At 40.2% G+C, this 18933-nt stretch carries 17 protein-coding genes; 11 read left to right on the forward strand and 6 right to left on the reverse strand.

Annotated elements, in window-relative coordinates; translation table 11 throughout:
• Positions 1 to 53 precede the first annotated feature (53 nt).
• From LG003_RS15400 to LG003_RS15440, 9 genes are read left to right on the forward strand one after another with little or no spacing between them, the layout of a single operon-like run.
• On the forward strand, positions 54 to 1013 hold the full coding sequence (locus tag LG003_RS15400; protein WP_112878835.1) for an LLM class oxidoreductase: 960 nt from the start codon (positions 54 to 56) through the stop codon (positions 1011 to 1013).
• A gap of 52 nt (positions 1014 to 1065) precedes the next feature.
• Positions 1066 to 2391: a lysine N(6)-hydroxylase/L-ornithine N(5)-oxygenase family protein gene (locus LG003_RS15405; RefSeq protein WP_112878834.1), complete on the forward strand. Its 1326-nt coding sequence runs from the start codon at positions 1066 to 1068 to the stop codon at positions 2389 to 2391.
• A gap of 1 nt (position 2392) precedes the next feature.
• Entirely contained in the window at positions 2393 to 3763 is a 1371-nt protein-coding gene (locus LG003_RS15410; protein ID WP_262981111.1) for an aspartate aminotransferase family protein, read from the forward strand.
• Positions 3760 to 4125: a cupin domain-containing protein gene (locus LG003_RS15415; RefSeq protein WP_112878832.1), complete on the forward strand. Its 366-nt coding sequence runs from the start codon at positions 3760 to 3762 to the stop codon at positions 4123 to 4125. Before LG003_RS15410 ends, LG003_RS15415 begins: the two co-directional genes overlap by 4 nt.
• Positions 4126 to 4127: 2 nt before the next feature.
• A complete protein-coding gene (locus tag LG003_RS15420; protein WP_158537792.1) occupies positions 4128 to 5621 on the forward strand; it encodes a methionine--tRNA ligase in 1494 nt (497 codons plus the stop codon).
• 2 nt (positions 5622 to 5623) lie between these two features.
• Complete coding sequence (locus tag LG003_RS15425; RefSeq protein ID WP_262981112.1) at positions 5624 to 6751, forward strand: NAD(P)/FAD-dependent oxidoreductase; 1128 nt, start codon at positions 5624 to 5626, stop codon at positions 6749 to 6751.
• Between the two features lie 10 nt (positions 6752 to 6761).
• Positions 6762 to 7727 (forward strand): ABC transporter substrate-binding protein, encoded by a 966-nt coding sequence (locus LG003_RS15430; RefSeq protein WP_112878829.1) that lies wholly within the window; start codon positions 6762 to 6764, stop codon positions 7725 to 7727.
• 2 nt (positions 7728 to 7729) lie between these two features.
• The gene (locus LG003_RS15435; protein WP_112878828.1) at positions 7730 to 9031 is read left to right on the forward strand and encodes a SidA/IucD/PvdA family monooxygenase; all 1302 of its coding nucleotides are present in this window, start codon (positions 7730 to 7732) and stop codon (positions 9029 to 9031) included.
• Positions 9032 to 9051: 20 nt separating this feature from the next.
• Entirely contained in the window at positions 9052 to 10500 is a 1449-nt protein-coding gene (locus LG003_RS15440) for a pyridoxal phosphate-dependent decarboxylase family protein (RefSeq protein ID WP_112878827.1), read from the forward strand.
• Between the two features lie 153 nt (positions 10501 to 10653).
• Here LG003_RS15440 and LG003_RS15445 read toward each other — a convergent pair whose 3' ends face one another.
• The 3 genes from LG003_RS15445 to LG003_RS15455 all read right to left on the reverse strand — a co-directional run bounded on the left by LG003_RS15445 (position 10654) and on the right by LG003_RS15455 (position 13203).
• Positions 10654 to 11049 (reverse strand): DUF6088 family protein, encoded by a 396-nt coding sequence (locus tag LG003_RS15445; RefSeq protein ID WP_112878825.1) that lies wholly within the window; start codon positions 11047 to 11049, stop codon positions 10654 to 10656.
• An 89-nt stretch (positions 11050 to 11138) separates the two neighbouring features.
• Positions 11139 to 11735 carry a DUF3156 family protein gene (locus LG003_RS15450; protein ID WP_192881041.1) on the reverse strand — a complete coding sequence of 199 codons (597 nt, stop codon included), beginning with the start codon at positions 11733 to 11735 and terminating at the stop codon, positions 11139 to 11141.
• Positions 11710 to 13203, reverse strand: a complete 1494-nt coding sequence (locus LG003_RS15455; RefSeq protein WP_112878824.1) for an APC family permease — start codon at positions 13201 to 13203, stop codon at positions 11710 to 11712. Before LG003_RS15455 ends, LG003_RS15450 begins: the two co-directional genes overlap by 26 nt.
• A gap of 448 nt (positions 13204 to 13651) precedes the next feature.
• Between LG003_RS15455 and LG003_RS15460 the strand changes: the two genes are divergently transcribed.
• Both LG003_RS15460 and LG003_RS15465 read left to right on the forward strand, forming a co-directional pair.
• Positions 13652 to 14311: a response regulator transcription factor gene (locus tag LG003_RS15460; RefSeq protein ID WP_112878823.1), complete on the forward strand. Its 660-nt coding sequence runs from the start codon at positions 13652 to 13654 to the stop codon at positions 14309 to 14311.
• Positions 14312 to 14438: 127 nt separating this feature from the next.
• Positions 14439 to 15536, forward strand: a complete 1098-nt coding sequence (locus tag LG003_RS15465) for a Fic family protein (protein WP_262981113.1) — start codon at positions 14439 to 14441, stop codon at positions 15534 to 15536.
• A 137-nt stretch (positions 15537 to 15673) separates the two neighbouring features.
• Here the strand turns inward: LG003_RS15465 and LG003_RS15470 are convergent, their stop codons facing one another.
• The 3 genes from LG003_RS15470 to LG003_RS15480 form a co-directional block, all read right to left on the reverse strand.
• Positions 15674 to 17167 carry an aldehyde dehydrogenase family protein gene (locus LG003_RS15470; RefSeq protein ID WP_112879293.1) on the reverse strand — a complete coding sequence of 498 codons (1494 nt, stop codon included), beginning with the start codon at positions 17165 to 17167 and terminating at the stop codon, positions 15674 to 15676.
• 28 nt (positions 17168 to 17195) lie between these two features.
• Entirely contained in the window at positions 17196 to 17561 is a 366-nt protein-coding gene (locus LG003_RS15475; protein WP_112879294.1) for a cupin domain-containing protein, read from the reverse strand.
• A gap of 64 nt (positions 17562 to 17625) precedes the next feature.
• Positions 17626 to 18930 carry an NAD(P)/FAD-dependent oxidoreductase gene (locus tag LG003_RS15480; protein WP_112879295.1) on the reverse strand — a complete coding sequence of 435 codons (1305 nt, stop codon included), beginning with the start codon at positions 18928 to 18930 and terminating at the stop codon, positions 17626 to 17628.
• Positions 18931 to 18933: the final 3 nt, after the last annotated feature.

Raw genomic sequence — 18933 nt, forward strand, 5'->3', positions numbered from 1 at the left:
CTGAAATAATTATTCAAGTTAGCTAAAAGTTAAAATAACATTGAGGATTTGTCATGTTCAATTATTCAAAGCATAAGACGTATACCAATTTGTTCAAAGAGAATAAAATCAGTATCGGCATGTTTTTACCTCTCAGAGCATTAAACCAAGAATCTGATATTACACCTGAAATCGATCTTATTCGTGAAATCGAACAACAAAATTTTTCCGCCATTTGGCTGAGAGATATTCCGCTGTTCGATCCCAATTTTGGCGACATCGGCCAAGGCTTCGATCCATTTATCTATGCCGCCTGGCTAGCCGCATTAACCAGTAAAATCGCCATCGGTTTCGGCAGCGCCATATTTACATTGCGACACCCCATTGATTTAGCTAAGAAAGCAACGTCTATTGATCAATTATCAAATGGCCGATTAATACTGGGTGTCGCCGCAGGAGACAGAATGTCAGAATTTCCTGCCTACAACATACCTTATAATGAAAAAGGGATGCGGTTTGTCGAATCAATCAATATGTTCAGAGCGCTGTTAGATAACAACCATCGCACCATTAACAGCCCATTAGGTTATATTGATGGGAATCTACGCCTAATACCCAAAGCGGTCAATGATTTTATCCCTCTGATAGTCACCGGGCGTGGGCAACAAGATATCAAATGGATCGCGGAAAATTCGGATGGATGGTTTACCTATCCTATTCAAACCCATAATAAAGAGGGCGTCGCCAGACTCGGTAAGAATATTAGCGAATTTAGACAAAATATCCCGGGAAATATGTTCAAACCGCACTTAACTAATGAATGGATTGATTTAGTTGAGGATAAACATTATCCCAGAACACCCACGAATGGCGGGTTTATCCTGAAAACCGGTCGACTGGGACTGATTGAATTGTTGGAAGAGTGGCAAGAAGTCGGGGTTAATCACGCGGCTCTTGGAATTCAATATGGCAAAAGGCCCTCTAAAGAGGTTATTCAAGAAATCGGCGAAGAAGTATTACCAGCTTTTGTTTAAAAAAATAAAAAAATTATTACTAATAAAAATTTAAATATTTAAGGAAGTTTACATGAACCAGGTGGAATACGATATTATAGGCGTAGGATTTGGGCCATCCAATATCTCATTAGCCATAACATTGGAGGAAGAATCACCCAACAAAAAAGTGTTGTTCTTTGAAAAAGAGCCATCATGCGAATGGCAAGCCGGGTTGTTATTAGCAAATTCTGATATTCAAAACCACCCCTTACGGGATCTTGCGACGCCAAGAAACCCGAAAAGTCACTATTCATTCATCAATTACCTGTTTGAAAATAACAGGTTATTTGAACATTTAAACTTAGGGTTATATTTTCCATATCGTTATGAATACCGTGATTATATCAAATGGGCGGCCAAACATTTTGATAAAGTCGTTCGCTATTCAACATCAATAACATCCGTTAAAATTATTGATAATTATCATGGAGAAAATAAAATCATTGAAGTCCAAACAAACGGAGGAGAAACCTATCAATGTAAAAATCTGGTCGTCGGAACAGGAAGAACACCTTATATTCCTTTATCTCTTCGACAACTTGGCCATGACCATTTAATTCATGGTGCAGAATTCAACAAAATTATCGGTAATATTTCCAGCGGAAAAATAAAAAGTATTGCTGTCGTCGGAGGCAGTCAATCTGCCATCGAAATAATGATATTTTTAGCAGAAAAATTTCCTCACCTTGAAATTCACGGTGTATCAAGGAAATTTGGTTACCGGCTTAAAGATACCTCTCCATTTACAGGCGAAGTTTATTTTCCTGAATTTGTAGATACATTTTTCAACAGTAAAGAGGAACATAAAGCGAGATTAAAAAGAGATCTAAATCTGACAAACTACTCTGCTTCCGATGGTGATGTTCTCGACGAACTTTATCGGACTATCTATAGAGATAAATATTTTGGTCAGCATAAGATAAAAATTCATAATTCAGCAGATATTGTTGAATCTAGCGTGAAAGATTCCATTGTTTCATTACAGATAGTAAAAAATCATGGGTTAGAAGAAACATATCAAATAGATGTCGATATGGTTGTCTCCGCCACAGGTTTTAAAGACATTGGCATAGAAGAATATCAGGAAATCTGTCCTCCTCTTCTTGCAGAACTCTATCCATTAATGAGTAAAAATAACCATAACGGAATCATAATAAATAGGGATTACAAGATAAATCTGATTCATTCTACCAATATAGGCATTTATCTAAACGGATTATGTGAATCTTCACACGGTTTAGGTGATGCTGGATCATTGAGCTTAGTTTCTATTAGATCTAAGCACATTATTGACTCTATTGAAAAAAATATAAAAACTCAAAAATCTATTCATAATAAAAATAAAATCGAGGCTTAAAATGAATAAAGTTAATATTCACACCACAATACCAGGCCCATTTTCAAAAGTCGCGTTGGAAAAACAATTAGAGCAAGAATCAAGCGCTGTGTCATACCCTAAAAGGATTCAGGTTTCATTAGAGAAAGGCGACGGCTGTTATGTTCAGGATATCGATGGCAATGTATTTATCGATTTTTTATCCGGCGCAGGCTCTTTACCATTGGGGCACTCTCATCCTGAATTAATTGCCGAAGTTAATGCGCAAGTATCAAAACTCTGCCTGGGCTTGGATTTCCCCACGCCCGCCAAAGAATTTTTTACCGAAGCGCATTTATGTATGTTACCTGAAAACCTGCGCAACAAATATAAAATACATTTTTGTGGACCAACAGGTGCGGATGCCATTGAAGCCGCCATTAAGCTGGCAAAAATATCCACCGGAGCTGAAGAAATTATTAGTTTCAGAGGCGGCTATCATGGATGTACTAATGGCGCCATTGCCGTTACTGGCAATAGAAGTATGAAGAAAAATATATTAGGAAGAATGCCTGGCGTCCATTTCTTTCCCTATGGTTCAGAATCTCAATCCTCAGAAAGTTGGGTACTCAATTCAGATCACATTGATGCCGGGTTATATCTTGAATCCGCCTTAAATGATGCAAATTCTGGATTAGGGAATATTGCCGCAATCATTCTGGAACTTATTCAAGGTGAAGGTGGCGTTTATCCCGCACAAAAATCATTCGTAGACAGTATTATCCGTGTCTCAAAAGCCCATTCTATTCCGGTTATTATTGACGAAATTCAAACTGGCTGCGGCAGGACCGGAACCTGGTATGCTTTTGAACAGTATAGTATTGAGCCTGATATATTTGTTACCTCAAAAGGCACCAGTGGAATCGGATTACCCTCTTCCCTGATGTTCTATAAGAAAGATTTCAATAACTGGACGCCGGGTATTCACATTGGCACCTTTAGAGGAAATCAACTGGCATTCGCCTCCGGTGCAAAAGCCATTGAAATAATAAAGCGTGATAATTTACTGGAGAACGTTAAGCAGAGATCAATACAAATCAAAAACCATCTTTCCGAATTGAAAAATGACTTTAATATCATTGGTGAAATTCGTGGCAAAGGCTTAATGCTCGGTGTTGAAATTCTTAACGCCAGAACAGGTAAAGCATGTGAAATAACAGCCAAACATATTCAAAAAATCGCTTTAAATAAAGGGCTAATAACAGAGTTAGGTGGAAGAAACGATACGGTATTACGCATTCTTCCGCCACTCAATGTTAGTAGTGATACCATTGAAGAAGCCACAGAGATTCTTCGAAATACATTTTTAGCCTATATGAATGAATTTCAACTGTTAGAGGAAGGTGTGCAATGACTATTATTCGAAAAATGGATTGGAATTCAATGGTTCATGAATATGATCTAGACGGTTCAAGGCTGTTGCCGTGGGAGGGGCTAAATGCGCCATTTGGTGGTGCATGGTGTATTGTACGACCAGAAACTAAAAGTTTCCACCATTCCCACAATGAATATGAATTATTTATTGTTATCCAAGGTAATGCCATTATAAGAATAAATGATGAAGACTTCCCGGTCGCCAAAGGGGATTTAATTCTTATTCCGTTAGACTCTGAACATCATGTAATAAATAACACTCAGGAAGATTTCCACTTTTATACCATATGGTGGGACAAGGAAAGTGCATTGAATTTTCTTACCAGGTTAAAGCAGGTTTAATAATGAATAAATATATTGTCACCATCACACCACCAACGCCAAATGGCGATCTGCATGTTGGGCATATAGCCGGACCATTTCTAAGTGCAGATATATTTACTCGCGCTCAACGTTTAAAAGGTGAAAAGTGTTACCTGATATCCTATTCAGATGATTATCAATCTTATTTACAACGCAAAGCGGAAGAAACAGGTACAAGCGCACCGGCTCTGGCGAAAGAGAATTCAGAAAAAATACAGGAATCATTAAGCTTAATTGATATAAAACTGGATCATTGGCTGGAGTCATACGGTAACCGCTATTTTGAAGATGCCGTCAAGATGCTTTATCACTCTTGTTTAGACCAAGGCATTATTGCACCAAAGGTGAGTTTAGAACCTTATTGTGAAAAGTGCGCAAAATGGGGCTATGAAGCCTTCGCCAGAGGTGGATGTAACCATTGTGGCGAAAGCTCAGATCCAAGTCAGTGTGAATCCTGTGCAATGGCGCCGGACGCATCTGAAATGACAAATTTGCGCTGCGTTTGGTGCAATGAAAAAGTCGTTTATAAGCATGTTGAGCGTCAATTTCTATTATTGCCGGCGATTGCCGAAAAACTGAAAGAGAAAATTCTTAGTTCTCCTATGAGGCCACAATTAACAGAATGGGTCGAGGAAGTTTTTGCGCATGGTATAAAAGAGTGGGGCGTGACTCGCCCCTATGAATCAGGGCTGAAGCTCCATTCTGATGAAAATCATCGTATTCATACCTGGTTTATGGGGTTAGCCGGATATTTAGCAACATTGAAAGAACTTTCCGGAAAAAATGCCGATGCGGATAATCCTTATAACCTTATTTATGATGATAATACTTGTATGGTCAATTTTTTAGGCATGGATTGTTCTTATAGCCACATTCTTGCGTACCCGGCCCAAATATTATTGAACGAGGAATTACGCTTTAAACATGCTTTCTATACCAACTTCTTCTTAAAACTGGATGGAAAAGATTTTTCAACCAGCCGCAATCATGCTATTTGGGTAAAAGATATCGTCAAAAATGCCTGTTCTGATAGTGTCAGGTTCTATATCTCTCTTATATCGCCAGAACAATCTTCTGAGAACTTTGTCGTAGAAGAGTTCTGGACATGGCGAAATCATATCTTTAATTATCTGCTGCCTAAAATAATTGATCATCTGGAAAAAATGGATTCGGATAATATCACCAACCCCATCGTATTATCAGAATCAGAAACAAAAATTATCGAAAGATGGCAAACCTATTCCAGATACGATAATTTTTCGATTAAGGAAATTGCGGCTGAATTAATGGAAATGTTAGATTTATTAAACGCAAAATTAAATTACAATATTTTGGACAAAAATCTTGCGGTTTTATTCACAATTTTGTCTGAACCGATAATACCAAAAACATCCCAAAAATTAAAAGAATATATTACTCACCATGATATTGAGGCTTTCTGTTCATTATTAAATTTGTCAAGACCAGGTGTTTGATTATGCAAGCAGATAAAACCACACAAATTATTGTCATAGGAGGGGGAATAGTTGGCGCAACAGTTGCTGCAAACTTGGCATTGAAAGGACTCAATGTCTCCCTCATTGAGCAAGAAACTATTGGCGGTAATGGGGCAACTAAATTCTCCGGTGCATTATTCCGCGTACATGATCCTGATCATGAAATTGCTAAGCTCACACGGAGAAGTGTCGAGCTAATGCAAGAGAGTCAGGTCGGAAAAATATTTAAAAAAACGTTCAAACAGACAGGAATTATTTATGCCGCCGAACTCAATCAGAAGAATATTGAATTAATCAAAACAAGTATCAGGGATTATAGCGATAGCCTCTATCCTTTAGAGCTGATATCCTCCGAGAAAGCTTTCGAATTAACCAATGGCTGTTATTCCAAACATAACAACCGAATTATCCTTTTTGAGCCAAAAGGCGGATTTGGCTATATTAGAAATACCGCCTCAAATTTAGCACAAATCGTTAGAGATACGAGGAATCTAGTATTAGAAAACACCAAAGTACACGCAATAACAACCGAAAATGGCAAAGCCATCGTTCAGCTTTCTCACTCAACCATTGAAGCGGACTATATTGTTTTAGCTATCGGCGCATGGACAAAAACACTGGCATATAAACTGCCAGTTAATGCTAAAAGTATTCCTCTGGCAAATATTCGTACCCCCTACAGTACCAATATGCCAATTATAGATACCGAAACCGGCACACACATCGTGCCACTTAATGAATATTACTATCAAGCAGGTTCTAAGATTAGAAATGCCGCCGAGATACCAGAAAACATAGAATACAATGATAATATTATTGAAAACGATATCAGCGAAAGGCTTATAAAATCTAATTTTAAACATCAACCTGAAAACATTCTCTCTATAATTAAAGGATATGATTCATATACTCCCGATGAACGACCTATTCTCGACTTTATAGATGAAGAAAAAAAATGTTTTGTGGCAACGGGCTTTTGTGGCATAGGATATAAAATTGCTTTAGCTGTATCTGAGATTATTACATCAAATTTATTGCCAACTGAGCTTTCGGCTAATTTTCTCAAACAGAAAAATCAGACTTTTTCCTATTCACGATTCACCAATTAAGATAAATAAAATGAATAGTAAGCTTATTTGTGGCATTTCCGCCATTTTAGATCCTAAGAGATCAATACATGCGTTAACTGTCATACGTGCTATTGAGATATTTAAAGATCTACATAACAATAGCACACTTGAATTTATCTTCAGCGAAGATTATGGCTCAATTGAAGGAGGCGCTAAAGCGGCACACTATAATATCGAGAACAATGTCGATATGGTCATCGGTCATTTCTCAAGTAACGCGGCAATAGGTGCGGCGGAAGTCTATTCACACCATAATATTCCAGTTATGTTACCTACTGCAACCGAAACTACTTTAACCATAAAAAATAGCAATATATTCAGACTTTGCTTTAATAATAAAAATATTGCCCATGCACTCGCTGCACTAATCAAAGAAGATGAAAATCGCTATTATGAGATAAAAACCGATGGCTCAAAATATAGTAATAATCTGGCAGAAAATATTCTCAGAATGTTGGGCAGAAATGACACCGAGATAAAATCCAATGACAATATCGATCAAGTTATTTTCATTGGCACCATCGATAAAAGTGAAAAATTTCTTCATAGCTATTTCTCTGAAAAGAGAGATGGAAAAATCATCCTTACTGATGATGCTGCATGCAAACAACTTCATTTGCCAGAAAATGTGGAAAATGGACAAATTACCGGTATCGGGTTTGCTCCCGTCGAATTCATTAACCCACTGGAATCCTGTATCCAACGCTATATCCAACAATACGATCAATTCCCTAATATCTTCTTTCTTGAAACTTTTGCCGCATTGGAGATTGCTCATCAATTAGCGACGTCCGATAACTTATTGCATCGTTTGCAAAGAGAAACATTTCAGACAACCCTCGGCCACATTAAGTTCATTAAAGGGGAGTGTTCAGCCGCTAAATTATGTTTATGGACGAATGAGAATTCCACGATGAAGCCACGCTATATTTTACCTATTAATTCGAGAGCTTAACAATGAATTCAAATAATAAAAAATTTATAGATGTACTCAGTATTGGCTTTGGCCCCGCCGGCCTCGCACTGGCTTGCGTATTTGATGAACATAAGACTGAACATCATTCTCAATGGCAACATAATTTCTTAGCGCTTGAAAAAGCAGATTCTTGCGCCTGGCATCCTAATTTATTATTACCAGGAACAGACATTAATCATCATGTTTATCGAGATTTAGTGACTCCCAGAAACCCACAAAGCCCTTATAGTTTTGCCATGTATTTGAAAGACAAAAATCGCTTGTTCAAATTTGGCTTATTAGGTCGTCCCGCAAGTCGCTTTGAATGGTCAGATTATATGATCTGGGTTGCACATAAAATGGAAAGTTATGTGCAATATAGAAAAAACGTGACTCATATATCCCCAGTTATCAATAATGGGTTACTGGATGGTTTTAGTGTCTCCGGGGAAAACTTTGAATATATTACCAATAAACTGATATTATCCAGTGGCTCAACGCCATTTACACCCAAAATGTTTGATAAATTCCTGAGTGATCATGTTTTTCATACCTCAGCATATTTAGAAAAAATAAATAATTTCCAGAGTAATATACCTAAAAGATGGATAGTTATTGGTTCTGGTCAAAGCGCCGGCGAAGTGATTGCTGATTTAATCAATAAAAAAGAGGATATTGAAATTCTCTCTCTGCATCGTTCAATCGGCTTTAAAATCGCACAACTAGGCCAATTTCCCAATCTGGTATTTTTACCGGAAAAAATTGAGTACTTTAAATCCTTAAGCCCAGAGAATAAAAAAGTATTCTTCGAACATATTAAAAGCACCAACTATTCAGGCATTGATGTTGATGAAAGCCAATCGCTATTTTCAATTATGTATGAAGATGAAGTGATTGGCAAAGAGCGTCTCCGCATGATGGTCAATTCAGAAATGATGACTATTAACTACTCTCACGGAGAATACCAGGTTGTTATTAAAGACATTTTTACTGGCGAAGAGACTACCCATATTTGTGATGCTATCGTACTAGGTACAGGATATTATCAGAATCCTCTGCCTGATCTACTGGCAAAATTCGATCAATTTTTAGTAAAAGATTTTGCAGATGGGCTTACCATCGATAATGACTATAAAGTGAAATTAAAAAATTGTGGTGACGCTCATCTTTATGTCAATGGCCTTTCAGAACGAACTCATGGCATTAGCGATGCTCAATCTTTTTCTGCGGTCGCGATAAGAGCAGAAAGAATATATGAGTCTATTAAAGCAAATACCAAAACAACTGATGATTACGCTATTTAATCTTTACAGGGGAGAATTAAATGATAGGTACAAATGACAAATGGGATATCAGCCAGGAAATCATCTCTACACTATTTCCTGATATGCATCAACGTAATGATATTATTGAATTTTTAAAGAATTCAATTAACAATCATATTACTGAATTACCAACAATGGCAGTTAATCCTTCACTTTCCAAAGTCGATATTTACCATGCTTTATCAAAATACACCTTTGATGGCAATTTTTCACCAACAGAGGTTTTAAATGATGTATTACACCTTATGGGAAAAGGTATTGTCCATGTCACCAGCCCACATTATTTTGGGCTATTTAATCCATCATCAACTTTCTGGGGCGTGATTTCAGATTTCATCACTGCGCTATATAATCCACAATTAGCGGTCTGGAGTCACGCCCCGGCCTGCGTTGAAATAGAGGAAAAGTTAATTAAATATTTTGGCGTGCTCGCCGGGTTTAATCCTGATAATAGTGGAGGGGCATTCACTACTGGCGGTGCAGAAGCAAATTGTACGGCACTTATTTGTGCCCTGACAAAACATTTTCCCGATTATGCCCAACAGGGTTTGCAGTCAATAAAGGGACAACCTGTTTTTTATATCTCTTCCGATAGCCATCTTGCCTGGTTAAAAATAGCATTACAATCTGGTTTAGGGCACAACGCGGTAAGATTAATCGCAGTCGATGATACAGGAAGAATAGATATTTCAGGTTTAACCGAAGCTATTGATAATGATATAGCGAATGGCAATAAACCTTTCATGATTGTTGGAACCGCCGGAACGACAAACGCTGGTATTATTGATCCGCTACCAGAACTTGCTGCTGTAGCAAATAAATATCAGCTATTCTTCCATATTGATGCAGCATGGGCTGGCGCAATCCTGTTAAGTGAGCAATATTCCCATCATCTCAAGGGTATTGAACACGCTGATTCTATTACCATTGATGCTCATAAATGGCTTTCCGCGCCAATGGGTACCGGCATGTTTATATGTGCAGATAAACAGATTCTGACAATACCTTTTGCTGTCTCCACCAATTATATGCCGATCAGTGATGATATTAATTCCGATCCTTACATCCATTCTATTCAGTGGTCACGACGTTTTAACGGCTTAAAATTATTTATGCCGCTGGCTATCCTGGGCCGAACTGGATTTAGCAATATGATCGATTACCAGATCAATCTTGCTGATTATTTAAGATCGCAACTGGCGAAAAACGATTGGCAGATATTAAATCCCTCTGCGTTACCTGTTATTTGCATCCGCGATAATGGGGATTTTGATGTTAATAAAATCTTAGAAAAAGTATTAGAGATGAACAAATGTTGGATCTCAATAACCACCTTTGCCAATACAAAAGCCCTGCGCCTTTGTATATCCAGCTTTAGATCCAGTAAGTCAGATATTGATCAGCTTATCGATACTTTAAATATGGCGAGAAATGCTGTGCCAATGTAAATGTCTATTACGCTCACATCACCACCGACTCTTGAATAAAGATCGGTGGTTTTTTTAAGTCTAATTTGCGATCCATAATAGCAATCTCTTTCCACTATAGAAACAGCACCGATACCTAGCACATCAGCAACATCTGCGAATAAACCTGATAAATCATCCATTTAATCGGCTGTTCCCCACCGATAGCACTCGTTTGAAACGGAGTGTGGTTTTGATTTGGATATAAGCGGGAATCTGTGTTGATTTACCGCCAGTATAAGCAGCAGAAGCTCCATCCAAACGGTATTTCACCTTTAAACGCTCTAGTGCTTCAAGAATAACCGCATCAGAACCTCCCGGAGAAGCAGGCATTATTTTCCCAGTAATACTGTTTTTCCGAGCCTTGGTGTAAACACCGTATCCTACTTTCAGCAATTGACCTTCTTTGACTAAATTACGCAGTATCCTTCCTACCTGATCGTAACCGGCAATATCTTTAAAGTCGTCACGGATGAACACATAACGTTTTGATCGCTTCAAACGCGCCTGAATACGTTCTTTAATAATCATGAGGGACTCTCCAGAAATCATGATCGATAAGCGTAGCAAACATACGACATTTTTACTAGCAAACAAACGACATCTCGCGCTGTAAAATATTAAATCTTTTCCATGAGTTGCTTAAACATCAGCAACGTACTGAGCAACAAATGGCGCTGCTCAGAAGTCAAACGTAAATAACGACGACTGGCCGGCAATCGACTAACAACCTCAGAAGCGGCAAAATGTTCCACCTCAAATTGCCATTGCCCCTGATGAATATTCAAAACGAGATCCCGAAAATCCAGTTCCGCTAACGTTTCGCCAATTAATGGATACTGATTAAGTAAATCAATAATCTGTTGCCCAAACTCTGCACCATGACAACAGTAATAAGTCACGGTTTTTCGCCGAAATATCCCCTTTACCTTGGCTTTAATAACGATTTTTTCCTTGAGTGACGTGATTCCCTGCAAACGAAAACAACAACTGACAATATAAGCCAGAAACAGCGTCTTCGGCTTTTCACAAACTTCAATCTGCAATCCATCAGGTAATGTCACTTGCAAACTTTCTGCTGATAAACGCTCACAACAATAAGGCGATAAATTCTGTTTCAACCGGCTTAGCGTTATACCTGCCTGATAGCCAGTAGGATAGCGGGGTTTATTTAACCGCCGCCAAATACCATCAATTAAGGGAACGAAGTGGCTCAAGTTGTACCTCCGGCAATTCACCCTTAGTGAAAGTATGTGAAAGTACCTGTTCAACGGGTACGGGTTTAAACGGATTCACCCGTTGCACACAGAGCGTCCAAAACAGGGCATAGCTGGCGGTCAAGCCCAACATGATGGCGAATGGAATATACACATCACCGGGATTCATTCCCGGAGGTGTAATGTGAATGATCGCCAAAATAATTCCTACACTAGAGACAATTTGAGGTAATGGGAAAAAAGGGGATTTATAAGCACGATGTAAATCAGGTCTGCGGATACGCAGCAATATCACAGAACATGTCACCAGCAAATAAGCGACACACCAGGCACATACCGCTGCTAATACCAAAGGCATAATCCGGTTCAAGTCACCCTGAATAATAAAGGTATGTAAACAGGGGAGCATTACCGCAACCAAAATCCCAAATATTGGCGTTTTAAAACGTGGATGTAAATAAGCAAAAATACGCGGTAATGCGCCATCCAATGCCATACCATAGAGAATACGCGGTACCGCCGCCATCAGGGTATTAATTGTTGCCGCTCCCGCCAGTAATAACCCGATACCAATCCAATATTTACCAAAATCCCCCATCACCTGGCCGGCAAAAGCAGGAATGGCCATTGGTGTTTCCAGTAAGCGAACGTTATTTTCTACATCCACCAGCACATTTTCTACCTGATGGCTGATTGACGCTCCATATAGACCCATACAGAACGCCACCCCACACAGGCCCGTCACCATTGCTCGCGGCAAAACTTTGGCAGAATTTTTAATTTCCGGCGCCATTGGCGTCACTAGTTCACAGCCGACAAACATAAACATTGCCATTCCTACTAAACTCAGCACCGCCAAGGGATCGCCGAGATTAAGCCCTTCACCAAACCAACTCTCCAGCGGCACAGCAAATGGCATTAATAATCCGCAAATACTGAAAATAACCAAAGTACTCCACATGCAGAATGTCAGCACAATTTCGACTTTACCGAACGCTTCAATACCCAACGCATTAAGTAATCCGAACGTAATAACAAGCCCAACACCAACCATCCATGAAGCGTTATGACTTTCCACCATCGTATTAAGGCTGTCAAAATTCACCAATGCCATAATACCGGAGAGGATCGTTTCTGCTGTACCCGCAAAAATATGAACAATCAAATAAGCCGAAAGTGCGCCGGTAATTGCCCAGAACCGTCCCATGCCACAAGAGATATAATCATAGACAGAGCCGGAGGTAGGCAAAATAGCTGCCGCCTCAGCAAACGTCGTCACTTGGGCCTGCATCATGATAAAACTGATCAGCATTGCCAGTACGAAAGTGTCACCGCCAATCCCAAAGCCACTGGTCACGGTCAGAATAACCGGGCTTGCCATGATCACCCCGACAGAACTTGCCAGTGTGGTAGGAAACCCCACCACTCCCTTTTCAATATGCGAAGTCAGTCGTGTTGACATCTTCATTTATCTTCCCTTTTACTTCCGGTCATAGAAATAACGCTCACAGCGATTTATTTGTGAATTTTTTGTAAACTTTATTGAGGATAAATACACTATAGAAAGTGAAACGGAATACCGGCTATCGTCCTAAAGAACGATACCTAAAGGGGGATTCATAGCCGAAAAGGTGTGACGAAAAATACCAGAAAAAAACAAAAATCAAAAATAATCACTTAAATATCAATCAATAAAAAATAGATTACTTAATCAATGCATTAAGAAATTATTTCAGATATATACCAAAACCTCTATTCTTAACAGGTGATCATCACGGTGAGAAATTTCAATTATTGCAATCTATATCACGTTATTAATATGTTTATTTTGTGTTGACTCTGGATTTTAATTAGCATTTGATTAATCGTCAGAATTGATTTATCCAGTTAGACATTATTCTAAAGGGAGAACTTTCTTGTCTACTGTACTACCGAATAGCCGTGAAAATGCTCTAATCCACAGCTGCTTAAACACCATTGCGCATCTGATTCCTATCTCAGCCGCAGCATTCTATTTGGTGAATAATGAATTACGCCCTGAGAATTACATTCTATATGGTATTTCCGACGAAACTCACCAGAATTATCTGACTCATTTTCAGCACTTAGATCCATTAAAACCGGCTAATTATCAACAAAATGATATCAATATGGTTGGCATGGATCAGAAAACACTAACTAAACATAACAAATATTATCATGAATTTATGCAGCCAAATAATATACAGGACATCGCCGAAATATTTATCCGTCAACACAATCGAATTATTGCCGGCGTCTCTTTATTACGAGATACCCCATTTACACCAAAAGACTTTAACCGCCTCAGTGCTATTCTGCCATTAATTGAATTAGCTGTCAGAGACTTGCTTCCTGAAACCCCCACTATTTTGACAGCTAAAGAGCAAGAAATTATTAATTTAATAAGAGAAGGATCAAGTAACAAACGTATTGCACAGATACTTAATATTTCCCTATCTACCGTCAAAACCCACCTGCGCAATATCTTTGCCAAAACAAAAGTGACTAATCGCACTGAATTGGTTTCCAACGGGTTTATTACTCGACATTTGTGATTGGTAAAAACTTACCCAATGTCGGCCAAGATACAAGGCAAAAAGCCCAGAAAGAGTCAAATAACATTACTATTCGCCTCATTTGGTGAGTAGAATAGAAGCCTTATTTGACTCACGGGTGAAGCAAATGTGGATATGGGAACAACCGAAATGGCCAGAATTCCATTGGAATGTCAATACTATTGCACCATTACTGCGAGATGTGCATTTCAATCAGGGACTGTTATTAGGCAAATCTGATTATGAAGACACCAAGCAGGCAACACTTGATAGCCTTCTATCTAGCATACTCTATTCAAGTGAAATTGAAGGAGAAAGACTGAATGCAGCTTCGATACGTTCATCATTGGCAAACAGATTAGGTATTACGGAAGAAAAACCTTATCCAATCGTAGAAAAGAGTGACGGCATTACAAAGGTTGCTCTTGATGTGATAGAAAATAACCACTCCGATTTAACCCTTGAACGCATACTCAAGTGGCATCAGTTGATATTTCCCGAAAGCTATACCCTGTTCAATCCGATACAAGGAGGCAAATTACGCGAAGGGATGATAGAAGTGGTATCCGGTCGTTTGGATAAGCCAACCGTTCACCTTGAGGCACCACCACCAGAAAAAATGGTCGATGAAGTACCCCAATTTATAACGTGGTTCAATCAATCCAGAACAGATACTAGTCTCGATCCCATCATCAGAGCAGCAATTGTCCATTTATGGTTTGTAACAATCCATCCTTTAGACGACGGAAACGGGCGCATTACCCGGTTTTTAACAGACCTTGCACTTGCTCAAGCCGAAAACCGTTCAATTCGTTTCTATGCAATGTCGGTAAGTATTTGTCATCATCGTAAAGCGTATTACGAAATCCTTGAAAGTACTCAACGTGGCGGTTTGGATATTACTGATTGGTTGGTTTGGTTTTTGAAAATACTGAATGAGACCTTAACAAATAAATTGAAAGAAATTAATCAGGTTGTGCAAAAAGCTAAATTTTGGCGCCGGATAGACCAGACTCAACTTACAGCAGAGCAAACGAAGGTGCTAAACCGTATGCTGGATGGCAATTTTGAGCAAGGCATTAGTAGCAGCCAATATCAAAAGGTAGCGAAGGTCAGTCGCGCCACTGCAACCAGACACCTGACACATTTGGTTGAGCTAGGTTGTTTAGAAAGTACTGGTGCTGGTGGTCGTAGCACTCGTTACCTTATTAATCACGAGTATTGAATTATAGTGGTGAGTAGTACACAATCAACCTGCTGCCCTGAGAAGCCCTCTCCTGGATAAAATGCCAGTGATGACCTTAGGTTTGACAATGGCCCCTTTAATCAAGGGGCCTTGCTTATTTTGATCCGAATATCAAATCAGTAACGAACCATCACGGATTTCAATTCAGTATAGTGCTCAATAAAGGCGCTACCGAATTCACGACCGATACCTGAGGATTTGGTACCACCGAATGGTAATGCCGGATCGAGGAATGTATGCATATTGACCCAAACGGTCCCCGCTTCGATACGCGGGATCATACGCATGGCTTTGCTGAGATCATTGGTCCACAAACTCGCCGCTAAACCAAATGGCGTGCTGTTCATCAATCCAATCAGCTCTTCCTCATCGTTATAGCTGAGGAAAGTCCCGATAGGACCAAATGTCTCTTCCTTCATCAATGAATCTTCAGGGCTGTTAGCACGAATCACTGTTGGCGCCACAAAGAAACCCGGCACGGCCAGAGCATGACCTCCGTAAACAATCTCACTGCCTTCTTGACGAGCTTGCTCAAACAGGGACAGGATCTTGTTATAGTGCGCTTTGTTTGCCAACGGCCCCATTTCTGTCGATTCATCCAGAGGCGAGCCAATTTTCATTGCCGCGAGTCTTTCAGACAACAGTTTCAACACGTCATCCATATGGCTTGCAGGAATATAGAAACGTTCCGCCGCCGCACAAATCTGCCCTTGATTGAGATAACCGGCTTCCAGAATACCATCGACAATTTTTTCAACGGACATATCCGCTAAAAACGCCGCGCCGTTCTTGCCACCCAATTCCAGCGTGGCACGAGTCAATCCCTGTTCCATTGCTGATTTACCAACAGCAATACCCGTTGGCACTGAACCGGTGAAAGTCACCTTGGCACACAATGGATGACCTATCAGCGCAGGACCAAGCACCGAACCTGAACCATTAATCACATTAATGACACCATCAGGAATACCCGCTTCCTTGGCTAATTCAGCCACTCTGAGCATGGTCAACGGGGTGTATTCACTGGGTTTCAATACAATGGTACAGCCGCAAGTCAGTGCAGCCGCTATTTTCCAGATAGCAACCATGATGGAGAAATTCCACGGAATTATCCCCACCACAACACCTATCGGCTCGCGACGGGTAAACGCCGTGTATTGTTCACCCTTAAAAGAGGGCAAAGAGACATTCAGGGTTTCTCCGCTGATCTTACTTGACCATCCGGCAAAATAACGCAGGAACTGAGCGGAGGAATCAATTTCCAGCATGCGGGACAACTGGATAGTTTTACCGGAGCAGAGGGTTTCTAACTGCGCCAACTCTTCCCGATGTGCCAGCAATAGATCTGCCAGACGATTCAGGCAATGACCGCGCTCCATCGGTGAAGTTTGGGCCCATACCCCATGAAATGCCGCATGTGCCGCTTGCATAGCGGCATTTACTTCCGCTTCACCGCCTTGATTAACCGTTGCAATAACTTCATCAATCGCGGGATTTACCACAGAAAGCGTTTCACTCCCCTGACCAATGACCGGCTGACCATTAATATAATGTCCATGATTATGCTGCAAAAAGGCCGTAACTGACTGTAATAAGTTAATATCACTCATTATTTACCTCTATCAAATAAGTGTTTTTTTAACCTTTACAAGCCAGATAATGCTTCACAAAACGGTCAACGGTGATTTCCCACAACACTTCGGTTCCTTTCGGCGCAAACCAGGAATCTCCAGGATGATATTCAATGGTTTCACCGCTCTTCACATCGGTCAATTTTACTGAACCTTCTGTAACGGTTGCATGCTCATCAAACGGATACACCATACTGAACTTGCCACGAGTACAGGCGAAAATCCCACAACTCAGGTCATCCGTTGGTTCACCAAATATCATTGCCATACTGGCCTGCGGATCGCCTTCCAACACAGTCGATCCCAGATTGCTTACGCTACCAATGTCCAATAATTCAGGCAGGGGTTTGTTCAGTAAAAGTGATTTAATCATAATGTTCTCGTTCCAAATAAAATAATTTATAAATTGCCCAATGAATATTATTGATATCAATAAGTTAACGGCGACCTTTCCAAAATCCCGACGTTTGATGCCAAATCTTGCCCGCTGACACCATCAGATGTCGCAATTTATCTTTGCCAATAATATTTACGTGAGGAATTGAACTCATCAGATCATAACGCTCAGATCCTTCGCTCATCCCTTCGGCCAATACCTTACAAACGATATGGCTTGGCGTGACTCCGAAACCGGAATAGCCCTGCACATAGAACACATTATTGTGCTGCGGCAGAGAACCAATCTGTGGGAACAAGTTCGCACTGCAACACAACGGTCCTCCCCATGCCAGTTCAACCTTCACATCTTTCAGATAAGGGAAAACTTTCAACATCAAGTGGCGGTTCCAGGCTTTCAAATCAGATGGGATATGTTCAATGAAGGGGGTTGCGCTACCGAACAAGAGACGGTTTTCTTTCGTCACACGGAAGTAATCAATAACCGGACGAATATCACTGTATGCACCGCGAATCGGGCTGATTTTCTCAATCAAGTCATCCGGCAACACTTCCGTCATTAATTGGAAGGCATAAGTGTTGACCACCTTTTTATAAATATATGGCTCAAGACCACTATTAAGAAAGGCGTTACAGGCCCACAACATTTTATTAGCACGAACCGATCCCATCGCGGTACGAACCGTTACTCTGGGACCATATTCAATATTCAGTACCTGGCTGTTCTCAAAGAGTTTTACGCCAAGGTCTGTCGCCGCTTTTGCCTCACCTAGCAACAGGTTTAGAGAATGGACATGCCCACCCCCCATATGCTTCAACGCACAAGTATAAACATCAGAACCAATCACCTTTTTCACATCAGAGCCGGTGTAAAGCTCAATCTCTTCATCAGGAGAAACCGCCTTAAAATCTTGCAACCAGCTACGTAACGTCTTTTCCTGCCTCTTATTCATGCCAAGATAGCCATAACCCCGGCAGAGATCAGCATCAATATTATATTTAGCGATACGATCACGAATGATGCCGGCACCCAGATTACTGATCTGAAAGATCGTTTCCAACCCTCGCTCACCAATATAGCGTTTGATCACCTCCAGATCATGACCGATACCCGCCATAACCTGACCACCATTACGACCTGTACTGCCATAGCCAAGATGACGGCTTTCCAAGATCGCAATATTAGTGATACCTTTTTCCGCCAGTTCAAGCGCAGTATTGATACCGGAAAATCCACCGCCGATAATCACGACGTCTACATCCAGATCTTCTTGTAATGCCGGAAAACGAAGATCATATTTCTTGGTCGCAGCGTAATAAGTTAATGAATCAAGATGATTGTTCATGTG

The sequence above is a fragment of the Photorhabdus kleinii genome (assembly GCF_025384885.1).
Lineage (GTDB): Bacteria > Pseudomonadota > Gammaproteobacteria > Enterobacterales > Enterobacteriaceae > Photorhabdus > Photorhabdus kayaii.